This is a genomic window from Vreelandella glaciei (assembly GCF_013415125.1).
Taxonomy (GTDB): Bacteria; Pseudomonadota; Gammaproteobacteria; order Pseudomonadales; family Halomonadaceae; genus Vreelandella; species Vreelandella glaciei.
The window spans coordinates 23000-39154 of sequence record NZ_JACCDE010000033.1 but is presented as its reverse complement, the minus strand read 5'-3'; the positions used below and the strand labels follow the sequence as shown (position 1 = coordinate 39154).

13 protein-coding genes are annotated in these 16155 nt (G+C 57.3%); 7 read left to right on the top strand and 6 right to left on the bottom strand.

What is annotated here, in order from left to right:
- Position 1: 1 nt before the first annotated feature.
- Positions 2–1360 (bottom strand): aminotransferase family protein, encoded by a 1359-nt coding sequence (locus HZS80_RS19000; RefSeq protein WP_179916968.1) that lies wholly within the window; start codon positions 1358–1360, stop codon positions 2–4.
- Positions 1361–1471: 111 nt separating this feature from the next.
- Here HZS80_RS19000 and HZS80_RS18995 point away from each other — a divergent pair, with 111 nt between their 5' ends.
- The 5 genes from HZS80_RS18995 to HZS80_RS18975 all read left to right on the top strand — a co-directional run bounded on the left by HZS80_RS18995 (position 1472) and on the right by HZS80_RS18975 (position 7758).
- Complete coding sequence (locus HZS80_RS18995; RefSeq protein WP_179916967.1) at positions 1472–2377, top strand: LysR family transcriptional regulator; 906 nt, start codon at positions 1472–1474, stop codon at positions 2375–2377.
- A gap of 181 nt (positions 2378–2558) precedes the next feature.
- Complete coding sequence (locus HZS80_RS18990) at positions 2559–2903, top strand: hypothetical protein (protein WP_281662335.1); 345 nt, start codon at positions 2559–2561, stop codon at positions 2901–2903.
- 68 nt (positions 2904–2971) lie between these two features.
- On the top strand, positions 2972–4663 hold the full coding sequence (locus tag HZS80_RS18985) for a VRR-NUC domain-containing protein (RefSeq protein WP_179916965.1): 1692 nt from the start codon (positions 2972–2974) through the stop codon (positions 4661–4663).
- Positions 4660–6954, top strand: a complete 2295-nt coding sequence (locus HZS80_RS18980) for an ATP-dependent DNA helicase (RefSeq protein ID WP_179916964.1) — start codon at positions 4660–4662, stop codon at positions 6952–6954. The genes HZS80_RS18985 and HZS80_RS18980 overlap by 4 nt, the downstream gene beginning before the upstream one ends.
- A 21-nt stretch (positions 6955–6975) precedes the next feature.
- Complete coding sequence (locus tag HZS80_RS18975) at positions 6976–7758, top strand: sulfite exporter TauE/SafE family protein (protein ID WP_035582815.1); 783 nt, start codon at positions 6976–6978, stop codon at positions 7756–7758.
- Between the two features lie 17 nt (positions 7759–7775).
- Here the strand turns inward: HZS80_RS18975 and HZS80_RS18970 are convergent, their stop codons facing one another.
- The 4 genes from HZS80_RS18970 to HZS80_RS18955 form a co-directional block, all read right to left on the bottom strand.
- Positions 7776–8990, bottom strand: coding sequence for an MFS transporter (locus HZS80_RS18970; protein ID WP_246362303.1), 1215 nt, complete (start codon positions 8988–8990; stop codon positions 7776–7778).
- A gap of 286 nt (positions 8991–9276) precedes the next feature.
- Positions 9277–10419 (bottom strand): mandelate racemase/muconate lactonizing enzyme family protein, encoded by a 1143-nt coding sequence (locus HZS80_RS18965; protein WP_179916962.1) that lies wholly within the window; start codon positions 10417–10419, stop codon positions 9277–9279.
- Positions 10416–11615 carry an iron-containing alcohol dehydrogenase gene (locus HZS80_RS18960; RefSeq protein ID WP_179916961.1) on the bottom strand — a complete coding sequence of 400 codons (1200 nt, stop codon included), beginning with the start codon at positions 11613–11615 and terminating at the stop codon, positions 10416–10418. The genes HZS80_RS18965 and HZS80_RS18960 overlap by 4 nt, the downstream gene beginning before the upstream one ends.
- Before the next feature lie 5 nt (positions 11616–11620).
- Entirely contained in the window at positions 11621–13114 is a 1494-nt protein-coding gene (locus tag HZS80_RS18955) for an aldehyde dehydrogenase (protein WP_179916960.1), read from the bottom strand.
- 183 nt (positions 13115–13297) lie between these two features.
- Between HZS80_RS18955 and HZS80_RS18950 the strand changes: the two genes are divergently transcribed.
- Positions 13298–14203, top strand: coding sequence for a LysR substrate-binding domain-containing protein (locus HZS80_RS18950; protein WP_179916959.1), 906 nt, complete (start codon positions 13298–13300; stop codon positions 14201–14203).
- A gap of 25 nt (positions 14204–14228) precedes the next feature.
- Here the strand turns inward: HZS80_RS18950 and HZS80_RS18945 are convergent, their stop codons facing one another.
- Entirely contained in the window at positions 14229–15140 is a 912-nt protein-coding gene (locus tag HZS80_RS18945) for a LysR substrate-binding domain-containing protein (protein ID WP_179916986.1), read from the bottom strand.
- Positions 15141–15242: 102 nt separating this feature from the next.
- Between HZS80_RS18945 and HZS80_RS18940 the strand changes: the two genes are divergently transcribed.
- A complete protein-coding gene (locus HZS80_RS18940) occupies positions 15243–16133 on the top strand; it encodes a HalD/BesD family halogenase (protein WP_179916958.1) in 891 nt (296 codons plus the stop codon).
- Positions 16134–16155: the final 22 nt, after the last annotated feature.

The following is a 16155-nucleotide window of genomic DNA, read 5'->3' as shown; positions in this document are numbered from 1 at the left end:
TTCAGCGCTCCCTGGAAGGTTGTGGGTGCAAAGCAGGGGCGGTAAGCGCTTGATCAAAACGCGCCATGGCACGCGCTAAGCGTTCCAGCAAGGTGTCGACTTCCTCGGTCTGAATAGTCAGCGGCGGACAGACCAGGAAGTGGTCACCGGCAATACCATCCAGGGTACGGCGGGGATAGATCAGCAGACCTTCCTGTTTGGCCAATGCGGTGATTTGGGCAAAGCGGTTTTGCTCAGCAGGGAAAGGCTGGCGCGATTCGCCATCAGCAACCAGTTCGACGCCCCATAACAGACCAGCGCCGCGCACATGGCCGACCCAGTCGTAGCGCTCGGCAAGCTTGCGCAGCCCAGCTTCCAGCTGAGCGCCACGCTGGCGGGTATTTTCCAGCAAATCTTCGCGCACAATGGCCTCAAGCACGGCCAGGCCGGTAGCGCAGGCCAAAGGGTTGCCAGCATAGGTGTGGCCGTGTTGGAAGCCGCCGCTGGCCATGACTGTTTCGACGATAGCGCTGCGGGCGAGCATCGCGCCAATTGGGTAGTAGCCTGCGCCCAATCCCTTAGCGGTGACCAGGATGTCCGGCACCACATCGTAATGCTGGCAGGCAAACCAAGTGCCGGTTCGGCCCACGCCGGTGAGTACTTCATCGGCAATTAGCAGGCAACCGAATTCATCGCATAAAGCGCGAATGCCTTGTAGGTAGCGTTTGCCTAACAGCCGTGCACCGGTGCTGGCACCGCCAATTGGCTCGATGACAAAACCAATCAGTGATTCAGGACCAGCGGTTGCCATGGCGGCGCGGGTCTCTGCCAGGATGCGGTCAACGTGGGTGTCATCATCACACTCTTGATGGCGATAGAAATCTGGCCCCGACACTTTGATGGACGCATGGGTCATGCTGGTGAAAGGCGCTTCCAGCGGCTGATAGCCGGTCATGCCCAGTGCCCCCATGGTGCTGCCATGATAAGACGGACGCAGCGATACAAAGCGCTGGCGCTGAGGCTGGCCAAGCGCGAAAAAGTATTGCCTCGCCAGCTTGAGAGCCGACTCCACCGCCTCGGAACCGCTGGAGATGAAAAACACCTTGCCGAGTTCACCCTCAAATAGCTCGACCAGCCGATGGCCAAGCGCAACGGCGGGGGCGTTTTCAAACTGGGTGCGGTAGGTGAAGGCTACCTTGTCCATCTGGGCGAGCATGGCGTCACGAATATCCTGTCGACCATGACCAAGGTTGCAGGAAATAGCTCCGGAGCAGCCATCCAGATAATCCTTGCCCTGGTTATCCCAAAGCATAACGCCATCAGCGTGGCTGACTTCCGGCAGGGCAGGACCTGCCTGGTAGAACAGCGGAGAGTCGGTCATCACGTTTTCCGTTTTTTTATGGCCTGGTGAAAAATCTCCCTTGCAGTCTAGGTAGGCTTGTTACTATATTTCAATATATGATCATTTTTCGAATATCGATGAGTAAAAGTCATGCCTGAAGTTACGATTAACTCGCTGAAAGCATTGGTAACTTTCAAGACGTTGTATGAAGTGGGTAGCGCCTCAGGTACTGCACGCCTTCTCGGCATGACTCAATCGGGCGTTAGTCGATCTTTGGCACAGCTTGAAGAGAACCTGGGTCTTCAGCTTTTTCTACGTGAAAAAAACCGTTTGCTAGCGACTCCCGAAGCACGAGAGCTTTATGATGAAATTCTTAGGCTAATGGGAAATATTGAAGAGCTACGCCATAGCGTGTTGGCATTAAAGGAGTTCGGCACGTCACGATTGAGAATAGCGGCCATTCCTGGGCTATGTTTTGGCTTTGTGCCCCAGGTGGTCGCATCATTGTTGAATGAAAACAGCCGGGTAAGTATTAGCCTTGATATGATGTCAAGCCACGATGTACAGACTGCCGTTGAGTCAAGCCATGCCGACATAGGCTTTATTACACTACCAGCCACGTCACCCCAACTATTTACAGAAACGCTGCTCGTTACAGAAGCGGTTGCTCTGGTACCGGAAAAACTGGCGCTAGCCAAGTACGATGTGATTGAAATTAGTGACTTGCTTCATCAGCATTTGATCATTAGTAACCAACCAAGTATTAGCACTAATCCACTGTTAGAAATGGTCGCCGAGCACGGAATAAAAATTTCCGGTAAAACGGAGGCAAACATTGGCACTATAACGGCTTTGGTAGCAAACGGAGTAGGTGTAACGGTGATTAATCCCATTACTGCAAAGGATCAGCTTTCGCACCATGATCGTGTCAAACTGCTCCCTTTTATGCCAGTATTGTCGTTTGGTTTTGGTATCGTTTATCGTCCTGAGTGGCATGAATCTAAAGTACTGGCTTCGCTTAAACAAAAAGCCAAAGAGCTATTAATGAATTACTGATGTATAAAGTCACTCCAAAAAATTATCAGATGTAGCATTGAGTGAGGGGGCTCTAAAGCAGTTATAAAGGCTGGAAAGTGACAGTTGCTCAAAACGGGCAGCCTGAAGCTTTTCAGTTGGCCCTTTATGGGCGATGCTTATTTAATGATTCTAACCGTTTAACATGGAGTTCACTTTGGCAGTGTATGGTGGAATTCAGGCCCATGAATTGGAGCGTTGGCTTAATGCGTTAACCAACGCCGCCTATGACCGACGCTGCCCGTTGGTAAAAGTACACGGTGGCAATGCCCGTGCGCGTACTGCCCGCCAAGATCTGCTTCATTTGGCGAACGACTACCGCTGCGGCGACTCTAGCCGCGAGGAGAGCGCCGCCGACCTTGGCCGCTGGTGCCAAACTTACCTTTCAGAAGCGGAATGGTACGTGCTAGTCGGCACCCGCCAAGCGCCTGTGCCAACCCAAGGCACAGAAGCATTAAGCGAAGAAGAGCGAAGCCTCACCGTGCTCAAGCAGCACCGGGTGGGGTAAAAGCGCTTTCATAGCCAAGCCCGTTAATCCCCATGACGGCAAAACGATAGCACTGTTACAATGGATGAATGAACAGTGCTTTTGTTACGCCAACCGCCTCCCTCGACGACCCCTTCTATTACCTGACGAACTTTCGCTTCGTTTTGGCTTGGGTCGGGGAACGCCATGCTGATCTGCTTTCGGCAGACGAGCGCGACTTTCTAGAACAGTTCGAAAACTTGCCCCAGGCCTCTCAAGCGCTACTGGTGCGCATGGTTATGCGTAAAGGTGAGCTGTTTAGGCTCAGCAAATTAAGCTATGCCGAGGTTGGTGACAGCGCTGAGGCGATAGCGCCATTGGTAGCACTGGGCTGGGTCGATAACGATCCGGCGCTTAGCGTCGATGAGCTATTTAACCAGCTGCGCCTCGCCGAGCTTCGCCACATTTTAGCCGATGAGATACGCGCCGCTGGGCTGAGCGTGTCTAGCGCTAAAACTATGCTCTACGACACCTTAACGCGCCAACTGCCACACACCGCACCCTTACAAGCATGGTGGCCCGATGCCAGCGATCAAATCGTGCGTCTCAAGGTAATGGAGACCTGCGACCGGCTGCGGCTGATGTTCTTTGGCAACCTGCGACAGGATTGGGCGGAGTTCGTATTGACCGAGCTGGGGCTGCAACGCTTTGAGACGGTCCCCTTTACGCTGCACTCGCGCGCATTCCAATCGCGTCAGGAAGTGGATACCTACTTAGCGCTCCATCAACTGCGCCAACGTCTTGATGCAGGAGAATTGCCCACTGATCTGCATATTGAGGTGCCGCCGCGCGCGGATAACCGTTGGCTCGCTACACGGCGCGCACGGTTATTGCTGCAGTTGGGCCGAGAGGCAGAGCGTAGCGGTGACGCAGCGCTGGCGCTGACGCTTTATTGCGACTCAGGCAGCAGCGAAGCGCGGATACGGCAACTGCGCGTGCTGGAGCGACAGGGTGAGCACCAGGTCGCTTTTGAATTGGCGACCCAGGCGCTTAATAGCAGCCCCAATGAGACAGAGCATCAGGCGCTGGCGCGGCTGCTGCCACGCTTGCAGCGACGGCTTAAACTGCCTGCTTTGCCGAGTGACCCCGAACCCGCCCATGAGCGTTGGGAATTGCAATTGCCGGGGCCGCAAAGCGTTGAGCGCGCCGTGGCTCACACCCTCAGTGAACCCCAGGCGCCGGTCTGCTATGTGGAAAACAGCCTGATTACGGGACTGTTTGGCTTGCTCTGTTGGCCGGCTATTTTCGCCCCACTGCCGGGTGCTTTCTTCCACCCTTTTCATAATGGCCCTGCGGACTTGTATCGCGACGATTTTGTGGCGCGCCGGCGTGACCTTTTCGATGCGTGCCTAGGGCACTTGGAAGACGGCAGCTACCGCGAAGTCATTCAGACGACTTGGCGCGAGAAGGCGGGCCTTTCATCGCCGTTTGTTCACTGGGCAATCGTTGATGAAGCGCTAATAGAGCTCGCACTGACATGTATCCCACCTGAGCACCTTCGACACTGTTTTGAGCGGCTGTTGGGTGATCTGAAAGCCAACCGGGCAGGGCTGCCGGACTTGATTCAGTTCCTGCCCAACGCGCCCGCAGGAGAGCCGCGCTATCGGATGATCGAAGTCAAAGGCCCTGGTGATCGGTTGCAGGATAACCAGCGCCGCTGGCTGACATTTTTTCACCGTCATGAGATGCCCGTCGCAGTGTGTTACGTGCGCTGGGTCGCCAGCGACGAGCTTGAGGTATGAGTGCGACCTATCGCGTGGCGGTGCGGGCACTGTGTGATTTCACTGCCCGTGAAGGGGATCTCGATCACCGTTTTACCCCTGCGCCCAGCGCGCGGGAAGGCATCGAAGGGCACTCCCTTGTCGCTAGCCGACGCGGGGCAGACTATATTGCCGAACTGTCGCTGTCGGGTGTCTTTGAGGGATTGATAGTCACGGGCCGAGCGGATGGTTTTGACCCCGTGGCCAATCGTTTGGAAGAGATTAAAACCCATCGCGGCAGCTTGGAGCGCATGGCCGCTAATCAGCGAGCGCTGCACTGGGCGCAGGTGAAAGTGTACGGCGCGCTGCTATGTGCAGAGCGAAGCCTTGAGCAGATCACCTTGACGTTGGTTTACCTGGATATTGCCAGCGGCAAAGAGACGCTATTGAATCAAGAGGCCAGCGCCGCCGAGCTGCAGGCGTTCTTTGCCTCCCAGTGCCGCCGCTTTCTTAGCTGGGCGAAACAGGAGGCAGACCATCGCCAGCGCCGAAACGCTGGCCTACAAACCCTGCGCTTTCCCCACGCTGCATTCCGCCCCGGCCAGCGTGAACTTGCCGAAGACGTTTATAAAGCCGCCAGCACCGGGCGTTGCCTGCTCGCCCAGGCGCCCACTGGCATTGGTAAAACGCTGGGCACGCTGTTCCCCATGCTTTCGGCGATGCCGCGACAGCAGCTGGATCGCATCGCCTTTCTGACCATGAAAACCCCCGGCCGCCGTTTGGCGTTGGATGCTCTCGCCACGCTGCGCGCCAGCCAGAGCGATGAAGCCAAACCCCTGCGTGTGCTGGAACTGGTGGCGCGTGAAAAGGCCTGCGAGTATCCCGACCGCGCCTGCCACGGCGAGTCTTGCCCGCTAGCTGCCGGTTTTTATGATCGCTTACCTACTGCCCGTCAAGCGGCGGTGGACCAGGGGTGGCTGGATCGCGAAGCGCTGCGTGAGGTGGCGTTGGCCCATCATGTTTGCCCCTATTATCTCGGCCAGGAACTAGCGCGCTGGGCGGATATGATTGTCGGTGACGTTAACCACTGGTTCGATAGCCACGCCCTGCTGCACGGTTTGGCCCAGGCCAACGATTGGCGAACGGGCGTGCTGGTCGACGAAGCGCATAATCTGGTGGAGCGCGCCCGCGGCATGTACAGCGCTGAGCTCGATCAACAACGCTTCAATCGCATACGCCGGTCATCTCCCAAAGCGCTGGCGGGGCCTTTGGGGCGCTTAGCCCGCCAGTGGCAAAATGTGGTTAAAGACGCGGAGCTGGAAAATGAGGGTGGTCAAGGTAAACCAGCCTACCGACTGCTAACGGCACTGCCTGATAAGCTGGTGGCCGCCGCTCAGCAAGTAGGGTCTGCCATCACTGATTATCTTGGCGAGCACCCCGAGCAAACCAGTTTTGAACTTCAAGAACTGCTGTTTGAGGCGCTGGCGTTTTGCCGCTTGGCAGAGCGCTTTGGTGAGCACTCGCTGTGTGATATTACTCGCCATGGCCGCGGGCGGGCCGTGCTCGGGTTACGCAATCTGATACCCGCCGATTTTCTGGCCGCAAGGTTTAACACTGCGCACTCCGTGGTGCTGTTTTCAGCCACGTTAAATCCTGCTCACTACTACCGGGATCTATTGGGTTTGCCGGAGAATACGCCCTGGCGCGAGGTCGTTTCTCCTTTCTCAGCGCGCCAGCTTGAAGTGCGTATTCGCAGCGATATTTCGACCCGCTTTCGTGATCGAGAGGCGTCGATTGAGCCGATGGTGGCGACCATGGCGCAGCAGTATCAGCGCAAGCCAGGCCACTACTTGGCGTTCTTCAGCAGCTTTGCCTACCTGGAAGCCGCGCTGAACCACTTTCGCGAGGCGCACCCAGGCGTGCCTGTTTTCAGCCAAACCCGTGGCATGCCCGAGGCAGCGCGGGAAGCGTTTCTAGCGCGCTTTACGCCCGGCGGAAAAGGCATCGGCTTTGCGGTGCTGGGCGGCGCCTTTGCGGAAGGTATCGACCTGCCCGGTGATCGGCTGATTGGCGCTTTTATTGCCACTCTGGGGCTGCCGCCGTTTAACGATTTTAACGAAGCGCTTAAAGCACGGCTAAACGCGCGCTTTGGTAAAGGTGACGATTACACTTATCGCATTCCCGGCATGATCAAGGTGGTGCAGGCCGCAGGGCGAGTGATTCGCAGTCCTGAAGATGAGGGCGTTGTGGTATTAATGGATGATCGTTTTGCCCAGGCCAGCGTGCGCTCGCTATTGCCAAGCTGGTGGTCGCTGGGAAACCCCAACCCATAATTTAGGACCCTAACGCGAGCTATGACAGATTTACTCTGGTACCAGTACGCGCTGATCGGGCTGATTTTTGCCTGGAGCGGCTTTGTGAGGACGAGCCTGGGCTTTGGTGGTGCCGTGCTGGCGTTGCCCTTCCTGCTCTTGGTGACCAATCAGCCATTGGTTTTCCTGCCGATTATCGCCATTCACCTGCTGATTTTCTCTAGCTGGATTGCTTGGAACGGGCATCGACAGTTGCAGAAACAGGGGGCAGGAGGCTCCTCGTCACAGAGTAATATCGATTGGGGCTATCTAACCAAAGCCTTAAAAATCATGATTATTCCCAAGCTAATTGGGGTGGTGGGGCTGTTAACGCTGCCTGCGCAGGTCATGACCAGCATCATTTTCGGCATTGTATTCATCTATGCCATTGGCTATGTGCTCAACAAACCGTTCAAAAGTAAAAACAAATACGTGGACTACGTGCTGCTGGCGCTAGGCGGCTATGTCAGCGGTACCTCACTGATTGGCGCGCCGCTGATTGTGGCGGTGTTTGCCACGCACGTCGCCAAAGAGCAGCTGCGGGATACCATGTTTGTGCTGTGGTTTATCCTGGTGGTGATCAAAATGGTGTCGTTCTTGATTGCGGGCGTCGACCTTCAACTGATTCACCAGCTTTGGCTGCTGCCCTGCGCTTTCATTGGTCATTTAGTCGGCGAGAGAGCCCACCGCTATATGTTAAAAGCGGATACCGGGCTGTTCTTTCGTGTGCTGGGCGCGGTGTTGATTGTGGTCAGCGTGGTGGGGTTGATCCACCCACCCGGGTAGCCAGTTGCCGCCGCCGTCTATAGCTGGCTGTCGGCCTGTAGCGTCGTTTTACTTAAAATAGTCAGCGTGATGGCGAACAGGCAGCAGAGCACCGCCATGGCAATAAAGACGCTGCGCAGTGAATCAAGCCAAATCATTCCAGAGGCGACCACCACTGGAGATATAAACTGGCCGAAAAAGAAGGTTGAGGTAAAGCCGCCAAATACCCGGCCACGTACCCTTTGTGGTGTGATGCGCATCAGCCATGTGGTGGTGTTGGGCATAAAGGCGCCAAGGCCCAAGCCCGAGATTGCCGCGCCCACTATGGCCATGGCATAGCTCTGGGTAAACCCAACGATCAAAAAGCCTGCGGCCGCCAGCAGGAAGCCTAAAACGTAGATGGTCATTACCGACAGAAACGGTTTGTAGTAGCCGTAGCAAAACGCCACGATACTGGCCGTTAGGGCTGCCATGGAAAGCGCAATGCCAATCGCCATGCCGCTGACTTGGCCCTGCTGAGAAAGCAAAAAGGGCAGTTGGGCGGGGAACATATAAAACATGGTCATGCTGAGCATGGCGATGAGGTAAGCAAGGCCCGTGCGTCCGACATCCACCTTCACCGGCGCATCGTGGGTATCATGGCTAACGCTATCGCTGGCTTTGGGCTCTTGAAGAATCGACCAGGCATAGGGTAGTAGCAGCACGCCAGTCAGGTAGAGTAAAAACGGCCCCCGCCAGCTCCAGTCAGAAAGTATTCCGCCAAGATTAATAAAAATAACCCCGCCCAAAGCCATACAGCTACTTTGTAGCCCTAAAAAGCGGGCGCGTTCGGCGCTATCGAAATAATCCCCTACCAACGTGGTGCTGATGCTAAGAATGCCCGCCACCGCAATGCCCATCAGCGCGCGGGAGCTTAACAGCAGATCCACCCGATCAATAAAAAAGCCCGACACCCCCGCAACACCGTAGATAAACAGCATCGTCAGCAGCAGTTTCTTGCGCCCAAAGCGATCGGCTAAATAGCCCATCAGCGGGCTGAACAGGGTAATCATCAGCGCAGGAATGGTCAGAATGAGCTGGATCAGCACCTGCGGCTGATCAGGAAAGTGACGGCTGATGCCCGGCAGGGCCGGCGCGATAATTGCCCCTGACATCACGGTCATGGTGCTGGCAAACAGCAGTACGGCCTTAATATGTGTTAATTGGCTAATGGTCTTGTCCATATCAAGAGAAGGAGGGAGAGTGAAAAGCATAAACACATATCGTAGCATGTTTGTTAGCATGCTAGTTTGTTTTGCACTCTTTCACTGAGCCATTTTTGACTAGCTTTCTTTGCACAGTCACAAACGGTTATGCCGCGTTAGTCGCGGCATAATGAGATAGATGCTGGCAGGTAAAAGGCAAGTGAGCCATCAATAAATCACGTCGCGGCGGCGATTGAGCACCTCCGACACACGGCCACTACTACTGATGTAAGGCTCTAAATCACGCAGGGTCAATCCTTGCTGTTCTGTGCGGAATTTAATGGCTCAATGATGGCTATTGCCAAGTTGCTTGGTCAGCGCGGGTGGCCGCCAGGCGTGCTTCATCAAGCGTGATGCCCAGGCCAGGCTCATCCGAGAGTGTCAGCCAGCCCTCGGGGTCGGGTTTGATAGCGGTCATCAGCGGAAAATCGCGCACCTCAGGTGTCCATTCCGGGGGATCGAAGGGGTACTCTAGATAAGGGCAGCCTGCTTGGCCAACCGCTCCTGCGGTGAGATGCAGATTGGCGGAAAGACCAATGCCATTGCCCCAAGTATGCGGCGTGAACCATTTGCCCGCTGTGGTGACCTCTTTCGCTAGTCTCGATAGGCCGAGAAGGCCGATTGAGCACACTGCGTCCGGTTGGTAGACGTCGAGACACTGCTGTCGCAACATTTCGCGGAATTCGTAGGGTTCGCGGGTCATCTCGCCACCGGCGATTTTCAATCGCTCGCCGGTCAGGTCGTTGAGGGCGCGCATGCCGGGATAGTCGCCGCGATAGAGCGGCTCTTCCATCCAAAGCACATGATGGCGAATCAACTCCTCAGCCACCTCGCTTGCCTTGGCCAAGTCCCAGGGTGCCTGGGTATCCCACGGCATCCGCCAGCCCTGGTTGCAGTCGACCATCAGATCCAATTCTTGTCCCACGGCATCACGCACAGCGGCGAGTACGGCCAGATCATCGTCAAGCCGCTGGCGACCAAAGCGTAGTTTCAGGGCGGGGATGCCCGCGTCGCGAACCTGCTCGGCTAGGGCGACGACCTGCTCGGTAGGGCGATGGGTGCCGCTGGACGCGTAAGCCTTCAGGCGTGAGGAGGTGCCGCCCAACAATTGCCATAAAGGTTGGGCCTTGATCTTGCCGATCAAGTCCCAGAGGGCAACTTCCAATGGCCAGCAGCGTCCGGCATGAAAACCGATGTTGTCAATGACGGCACTGTGGCGTTCGATGGCTAAAGGGTCTTGCCCCACGAATAGCGACCGGAAGTCGCTGAAACCATACATGGCATCTCCCGAGCCGATGCCCTCACGGCCTTCACTGTCGATCACGCGAACGATGGTAGCCGGAAACTTGCGCCTGGGTTGGCTATCCCAGGCCGCCGGGAAAGGTGGATCCAGTTCGCACTGGTGCTGGCTGATCTCGATGCGCTCGATTACGTTCATGCGCTGACCTCGCTGTTCTGGGTGGCAAGCTCGGCGACGCGACGTGCGAACACGGTCACGGTGGCTTCAGCGAGCCATTGCCAGTCATCGCCAGTGGGACGGCGAGCAGCGTTGCGGGCCATAGGCGCGTTCTCTTCTTTTTGCATGGTCGAGGCTAGCGCTTCAGCGTTTAACGTCAGCTCAGCAAAGGGGGCAAGGGCTTGATTGAAATCAGCCTTGTCAGCGAGCTCACGGAATAGTCTGGGCAAGTCTTGTGCTTTGCAGCCAGCTTTCAGGGCATGGGCTGCTGGCATAAAGCGTGCTTCATTACCTGTCACTGACCAAGCCAATGACGCTTCCAGGGCCAGCGTCACGGCAACACCGTGCGGTAAGTGGTAACAGCTACCCAGGGCATGGCCGATGTTGTGTGCGATGCCGGTGCCACCATTATCGATGGCCTGGCCTGCTAGGCAAGCAGCCTCCTGCATGCGTTGGCGGGCCTCCAAATCATGCGGGGTAGCCACTGCAATGGGCAGCGCCTCGGCTACCTGACGGATGGCCTGCAGCGCCGGGGCCTCAATAAACGCGTGTCGCCCCTGGCCGGTAGTGGCCTCCAGCGCGTGGACGAACGCATCCAGGCCGGTGGTGGCGGTGAGTGGTGCGGGCAGATCACGCGTTAATGTCGGGTCGAGTAGGACGGCGTCGGGTAGCAACTCGTCGCCCCAGGCCCAAAGCTTGCGTCCCTGTGTATCGGTGAGGATCGAAGTGCGCGTGACCTCGGAGCCGGTGCCCGAGGTCGTTGGCACCATCACGGCTGGTACACGCCCTGCCCAAGGGGTCATGGCCAGTAGATAGTTATCCATGTCGCCAGGGCTTTCTGCTAGGGCTGCGACCAGCTTGGCGATGTCTAACGCGGTGCCGCCGCCCAGCCCTATTACCAAGGGGCAGCCGGGCAGGGTACGTACCGCCGCCGCGGCCGCATCGGCGCTAGCCACGCTGGGTTCGCCCGCCGGTGCCAGGAAGGTATTTACCTCGGCATCAACAGCCAGAGTGTCGACCAGTGCACCGACCAGGCCAGTCGCGGCAAGGCCTTGGTCACTGATGACCATATAACGGCTGGCACCCAGGCGGGCGCGAAGCTCGGGTAGCTGCTTAAGACTGTCAGGCCCCGCTATGATCGGTGTCTGACGTCCGGTGTGGAAATGGTTCAGGGACATGGTGCTCAAATCTCGATCCAGGTGGTCTTGAGTTCTGTGTACTTATCGAAGGCATGAAGCGATTTGTCGCGACCCTGGCCGGATTGCTTATAGCCACCAAAGGGTGCATTGATCGATGTGTGGTCATAACAGTTAACCCAAACGGTGCCCGCTCGTAGGGCGCGAGCGGCGCGGTGGCCGTCGCGAAGCCGGTCAGTCCAGATCGCCGCGCCTAGGCCATAGTCAGTGTCATTGGCGATGGCCAGCGCCTCATCCAGGTCGTCCACGGTAATCACCACCAGGACGGGCCCGAAGATCTCCTCGCGGGCCACACGCATATTATTGGTAACATCGTCGAGCACCGCCGGGGTCAGGTAGTATCCTCCACTCTCGCAGCGTACCTGCTCGCCGCCGAACAAGAGTCGCGCCCCTTCGCGCTGGCCCTGTTCGAGATATCCCTGCACCTTTTCCATATGCGCCTGTTCAATCATCGCCCCCATCTGTACGGCTGGGTCGAGTGGGTCACCGGGCTGAAGTGCCTCGGCCCAATCGCGGAGTTTGGCAAGCAGCGTTTCCTTGACGGTTCGATCGACGATCAAGCGGGTACCCGCGTGGCAGGTCTCGCCCTGGTTGTACCAGACACCATAGGCGACCGACATGGCGATGGTGTCTAGGTCTTCCACATCGCGAGTGACGATGTGGGGGCTCTTGCCACCGCACTCCAGACCGATGCGCTTCATATTGGAGTGCGCGGAATACTCAAGAAAGGCTTTACCGACCTCAGTGGAGCCGGTAAATCCGACAGCATCGACGCCGTCATGCAGGCCCAATGCCTTGCCCGCTATGTGGCCAAGGCCTGTGACTACCTGGAAGGCGCCAGCGGGGATACCAGCGCCTTGGGCAAGCTCGGCCACTTTGAGCGTTGCCAGGCTAGACTGCTCAGCGGGCTTGAGTATCACCGAGTTGCCAGCGCCCAGTGCCGGGCCGATCTTCCAGCTGGCGATAATCAACGGGTAGTTCCAGGGCACCACGGCGGCGACCACGCCCATCGGCTCACGGTCAACCATGCAGACGCTGCTTGCCCCGTTAGGTGCCGTCTCGCCGTAAAGCTTGTCGAGTGACTCGGCATACCAGCGCAGCCCTCCGACTAGGCCGGGCACATCCACGGTTGTGGTCTGGCCAATCGGCTTGCCGGTTTCCAAGGTCTCGAGCAACGCAATATCGTCGAGCTGTGCCTCAATGGCATCCGCCCAGGCGAGCATGCGAGCTTTGCGCTTGGTGGGCGGCAGGTCTCGCCATTCACCACTCTCGAAACTGCGGCGAGCACTAGCGACGGCGAGGTCGACGTCGGCAGCGTCGCAAGCTGCCACATCGGTGAGTACTTGACCAGTGGCAGGATTCTCTGCAGAAAAGGTAGCGCCGCTGCGAGCAGGGACGAATTGTCCGTCGATATAGGCCAGTTGCGGCAGCGGGAGAGAGCTCGCGCGGTTCTGCCAGTCGGCGTGGGAGCGGTCCGTCATCAAATAACCTCGGCGGTGAGTTGGCATGTTGGCGTGATACTAGGCGCTCAGTTGTGGCCCCACAAACGAGGAAAGTGAACCGGGGGTATTCCTATAACTCATGCAAGGCTGGTATTAGGCGGGCATTTGCTGACATTATCTGCTTAGTTTCTGCGAAAAAATCACCCAATGAGGCTTCGGCGCATGTCACGCACGTTACCCCCGCTCAACTCTCTCAAGGCTTTCGAGGCCGCCGCCGAGTGTGCGAGTTTTACCCTGGCGGCACAGCGGCTCTGCGTGACCCAGAGCGCGGTCAGCCGTCAAGTCAAGTTGCTGGAGGAGCAGTTGGGGGTGTCGCTTTTCCAACGTGGTTCGGGCCACCTTCGACTGACCGATGCAGGGCGCCGGTTGCAACCTGTGCTGCGTCAGTCCTTTGATCGTATTGCCTGGACCGTAAGAGGGCTGCAAGAGCCAGATGCTGTCCCCCACCTGCGCCTGAATGCGCCGCCGACCTTTGCCAATCGATGGTTAATCCCGCGACTGGGGCGCTTGAAATCATTGCACCCTGATCTGGAACTGTCCCTGACAACGCGTGCCGATGATGACCTTGTAGGAGACGAAAACCTGGATGCAGCGATTCGTTTTGGCACCGGTGAATGGTCGGATGCCGAGCTGGTGCACTTAATGCAAGAAAGTCATATCGCTGTTTGCGCACCCAAGCTCCGAGGGTCTAGGCGTCGTGATGCGCTCGACCTCAATCACCAGGTGCTGCTTCATGTCCTTTGGGGCGAGGATCGCTTTCATACCTGGGATCACTGGTTGTCAGCGGCCGGTATCGAAGGCGTGAAGACCAGCGGTGGTATTGCGTTTGATCTACTGGAGTTGGCGATTCATGCTGCCGTCAACGCGGTAGGCGTGACCATCGCTGACCGGCACATGGTTACGAGTGAGCTGGATAGAGGGGAGCTCGTGTCATGGCTTGATGTCGAGGTTACCGGGCATCGCTCCTACTGGTTGGCAACCCGGCCGCACCAAGTGGAGTCGGCCAACCTCAAGCTTTTCCGCCAATGGCTGGCGCAGGAGATCGAAGATCCTCCCGTAGGTTTATAAGCCGTTACAGGCAGGGGCCGCAGTTCTATGAGGCGCTATGGAGGCTGTTATCGGAGAGAAGTTGTTCACGCAGTAGGTCGACGAGCGTATCACCTGCGGGATGCTGGAAACTCGGCGATTTTCGAACCGCCAACTCGGCAGGTGGCAACGCTGGGAACCCTTCCGCTTCATCAAGGATGCGCCAGTTCTCTGGCATGGCGCGTCGATCGGTGACGGTTACGGCCTTGCCCTGATTGACGGCAACACGCAGCCCGGTGGGGCTTTGGGTCGTATACTCCAGCGACCATTGTCTGCCCATGCGCGTAAGGGCCTCCAGAGCGCGCTCTCGATAAGGGCAGTGGTCGGGGAAGAGCGCCAATGCGAGCGGTGCATTGGGGGCAGCACAATAATCCCGATGCGCTGCCCAAACCACTTCCTCGTGGCCCATTGATACCCCATGCCGTTGGCTCTTGTGTTGAATGGTCAGTACGAGATCCAGTTCTCCCGCTTCCAATGACTCGATGAGTTCACTCGACATGCGGCAATGAATATGCGGCCGGATGCGAGGGTGAAGCTCGGCAAGACGCGCCAATAGTGCCGGTAGCCAGGCTTCGGCATAATTTTCTGGCAGGCCGAAACGAATCACGCCGTCGTGGTCGCCGTGTCCGAGCACGCTTAGCGCCTCGCGCTGCAATTGCAACAGGCGGCGGGCATAGACCAGAAACGTTTCACCATCTTGGGTCAGTGTCAGTTGACGACTCGTGCGCTGCAAGAGACGCGTGCCGAGCCGTTCTTCCAGGGTGCGTATGCGCAGACTAATGGTGGACTGCGTCTTATGCAGCTGGTTGGCGGCAGCAGTAAACCCATTGTTGTCCACCACGGCAACGAAAGCACTCAGCAGCTCATTGTCGAGTGACGGCGTGCGGGGCGAGCTATCGGTAAAGTCGATGGAATCCATCACAAGGAATTGTTTCCTCAATAGAGCTTGTTTATCCACTATGCCTCCAGATACGCCGGGGTGCCAAGCCCGGTTCCTGTTTTACTGCTGGAGGATAATGCAATGCTGAACGCTGATCAGTTGGCGGATGCCGAGCGCCTGGATCTGTCTGCCTTCGTCGATACCCGACGTTATCCACTTGATGACCCCAATAGTCCGTCGCTGGTTGAGGTCATTGAGTCTGCCCGGCGTGATCTTGACCGCGAGGGCTGTGCCGTGCTTCGCGGCTTTCTGCATCCGAGCGTACTTGAACAGGCGCGGACAGAGAGTGCGTGCATGGCCGAGAAAAGTTTCTTCAACACGCGCCAGGTCAACGCCTACTTTACGGCTGATGACCCCTCGCTATCGGATGATGATCCGCGTCGGATATTCATGACACGTACCAGCGGTTTCGTCACCCGGGACATGATCACGGCGGATAGCCTGATTCATAGGCTCTATGTCTCCAAGGCAATGAAGTCGCTAGTGGCGCGCTGCCTTGGCGAAGAGAAAATTTATGAATACGCCGACCCTTTCGCTGGTCTCGTGCTCAACGTACTGCCCGATGGTACTCAGCAGCCGTGGCACTACGACACCAACGAATTCATCGTCACCATGATGACGCAGCAGCCCGAGGCGGGCGGCGTTTTCGAGTATTGCCCGGGTATTCGTACACCGCAGGACGAAAACTATGCCGGTGTCAGCGCAGTGATTCGTGAGGATGACGCAACACCGATAAAGCGTCTGGATCTGCGTCCGGGTGATTTACAGCTTTTCAAAGGGCGCTTCAGTCTGCACCGCGTCTCGGAAGTGCAAGGTGATACGCCACGACTGACGGCTATTTTCGCCTACTCGCAGCAGCCCGGCGTGGTCGGCAAGCTGGAACGCACACGCCAACTGTACGGGCGTGTCGCCGAACAGCATATCCAGGCAGAAGCCAGTGATGCCGAGCGCAATGACGGCCTGATCGACTGAGCATCCCTCCCGATACCTTTAC

What these genes read in the sequence shown, in the direction of transcription:
- HZS80_RS18995 (WP_179916967.1), top strand. Translation starts at nt 1,472, where the DNA reads ATGCCTGAAGTTACGATTAACTCGCTGAAAGCATTGGTAACTTTCAAG.
- HZS80_RS18975 (WP_035582815.1), top strand. Translation starts at nt 6,976, where the DNA reads ATGACAGATTTACTCTGGTACCAGTACGCGCTGATCGGGCTGATTTTT.
- HZS80_RS19000 (WP_179916968.1), bottom strand. Translation starts at nt 1,360, where the DNA reads ATGACCGACTCTCCGCTGTTCTACCAGGCAGGTCCTGCCCTGCCGGAA.
- HZS80_RS18950 (WP_179916959.1), top strand. Translation starts at nt 13,298, where the DNA reads ATGTCACGCACGTTACCCCCGCTCAACTCTCTCAAGGCTTTCGAGGCC.
- HZS80_RS18955 (WP_179916960.1), bottom strand. Translation starts at nt 13,114, where the DNA reads ATGACGGACCGCTCCCACGCCGACTGGCAGAACCGCGCGAGCTCTCTC.
- HZS80_RS18985 (WP_179916965.1), top strand. Translation starts at nt 2,972, where the DNA reads ATGAACAGTGCTTTTGTTACGCCAACCGCCTCCCTCGACGACCCCTTC.
- HZS80_RS18965 (WP_179916962.1), bottom strand. Translation starts at nt 10,419, where the DNA reads ATGAACGTAATCGAGCGCATCGAGATCAGCCAGCACCAGTGCGAACTG.
- HZS80_RS18945 (WP_179916986.1), bottom strand. Translation starts at nt 15,140, where the DNA reads ATGGATTCCATCGACTTTACCGATAGCTCGCCCCGCACGCCGTCACTC.
- HZS80_RS18970 (WP_246362303.1), bottom strand. Translation starts at nt 8,990, where the DNA reads ATGCTTTTCACTCTCCCTCCTTCTCTTGATATGGACAAGACCATTAGC.
- HZS80_RS18940 (WP_179916958.1), top strand. Translation starts at nt 15,243, where the DNA reads ATGCTGAACGCTGATCAGTTGGCGGATGCCGAGCGCCTGGATCTGTCT.
- HZS80_RS18980 (WP_179916964.1), top strand. Translation starts at nt 4,660, where the DNA reads ATGAGTGCGACCTATCGCGTGGCGGTGCGGGCACTGTGTGATTTCACT.
- HZS80_RS18960 (WP_179916961.1), bottom strand. Translation starts at nt 11,615, where the DNA reads ATGTCCCTGAACCATTTCCACACCGGACGTCAGACACCGATCATAGCG.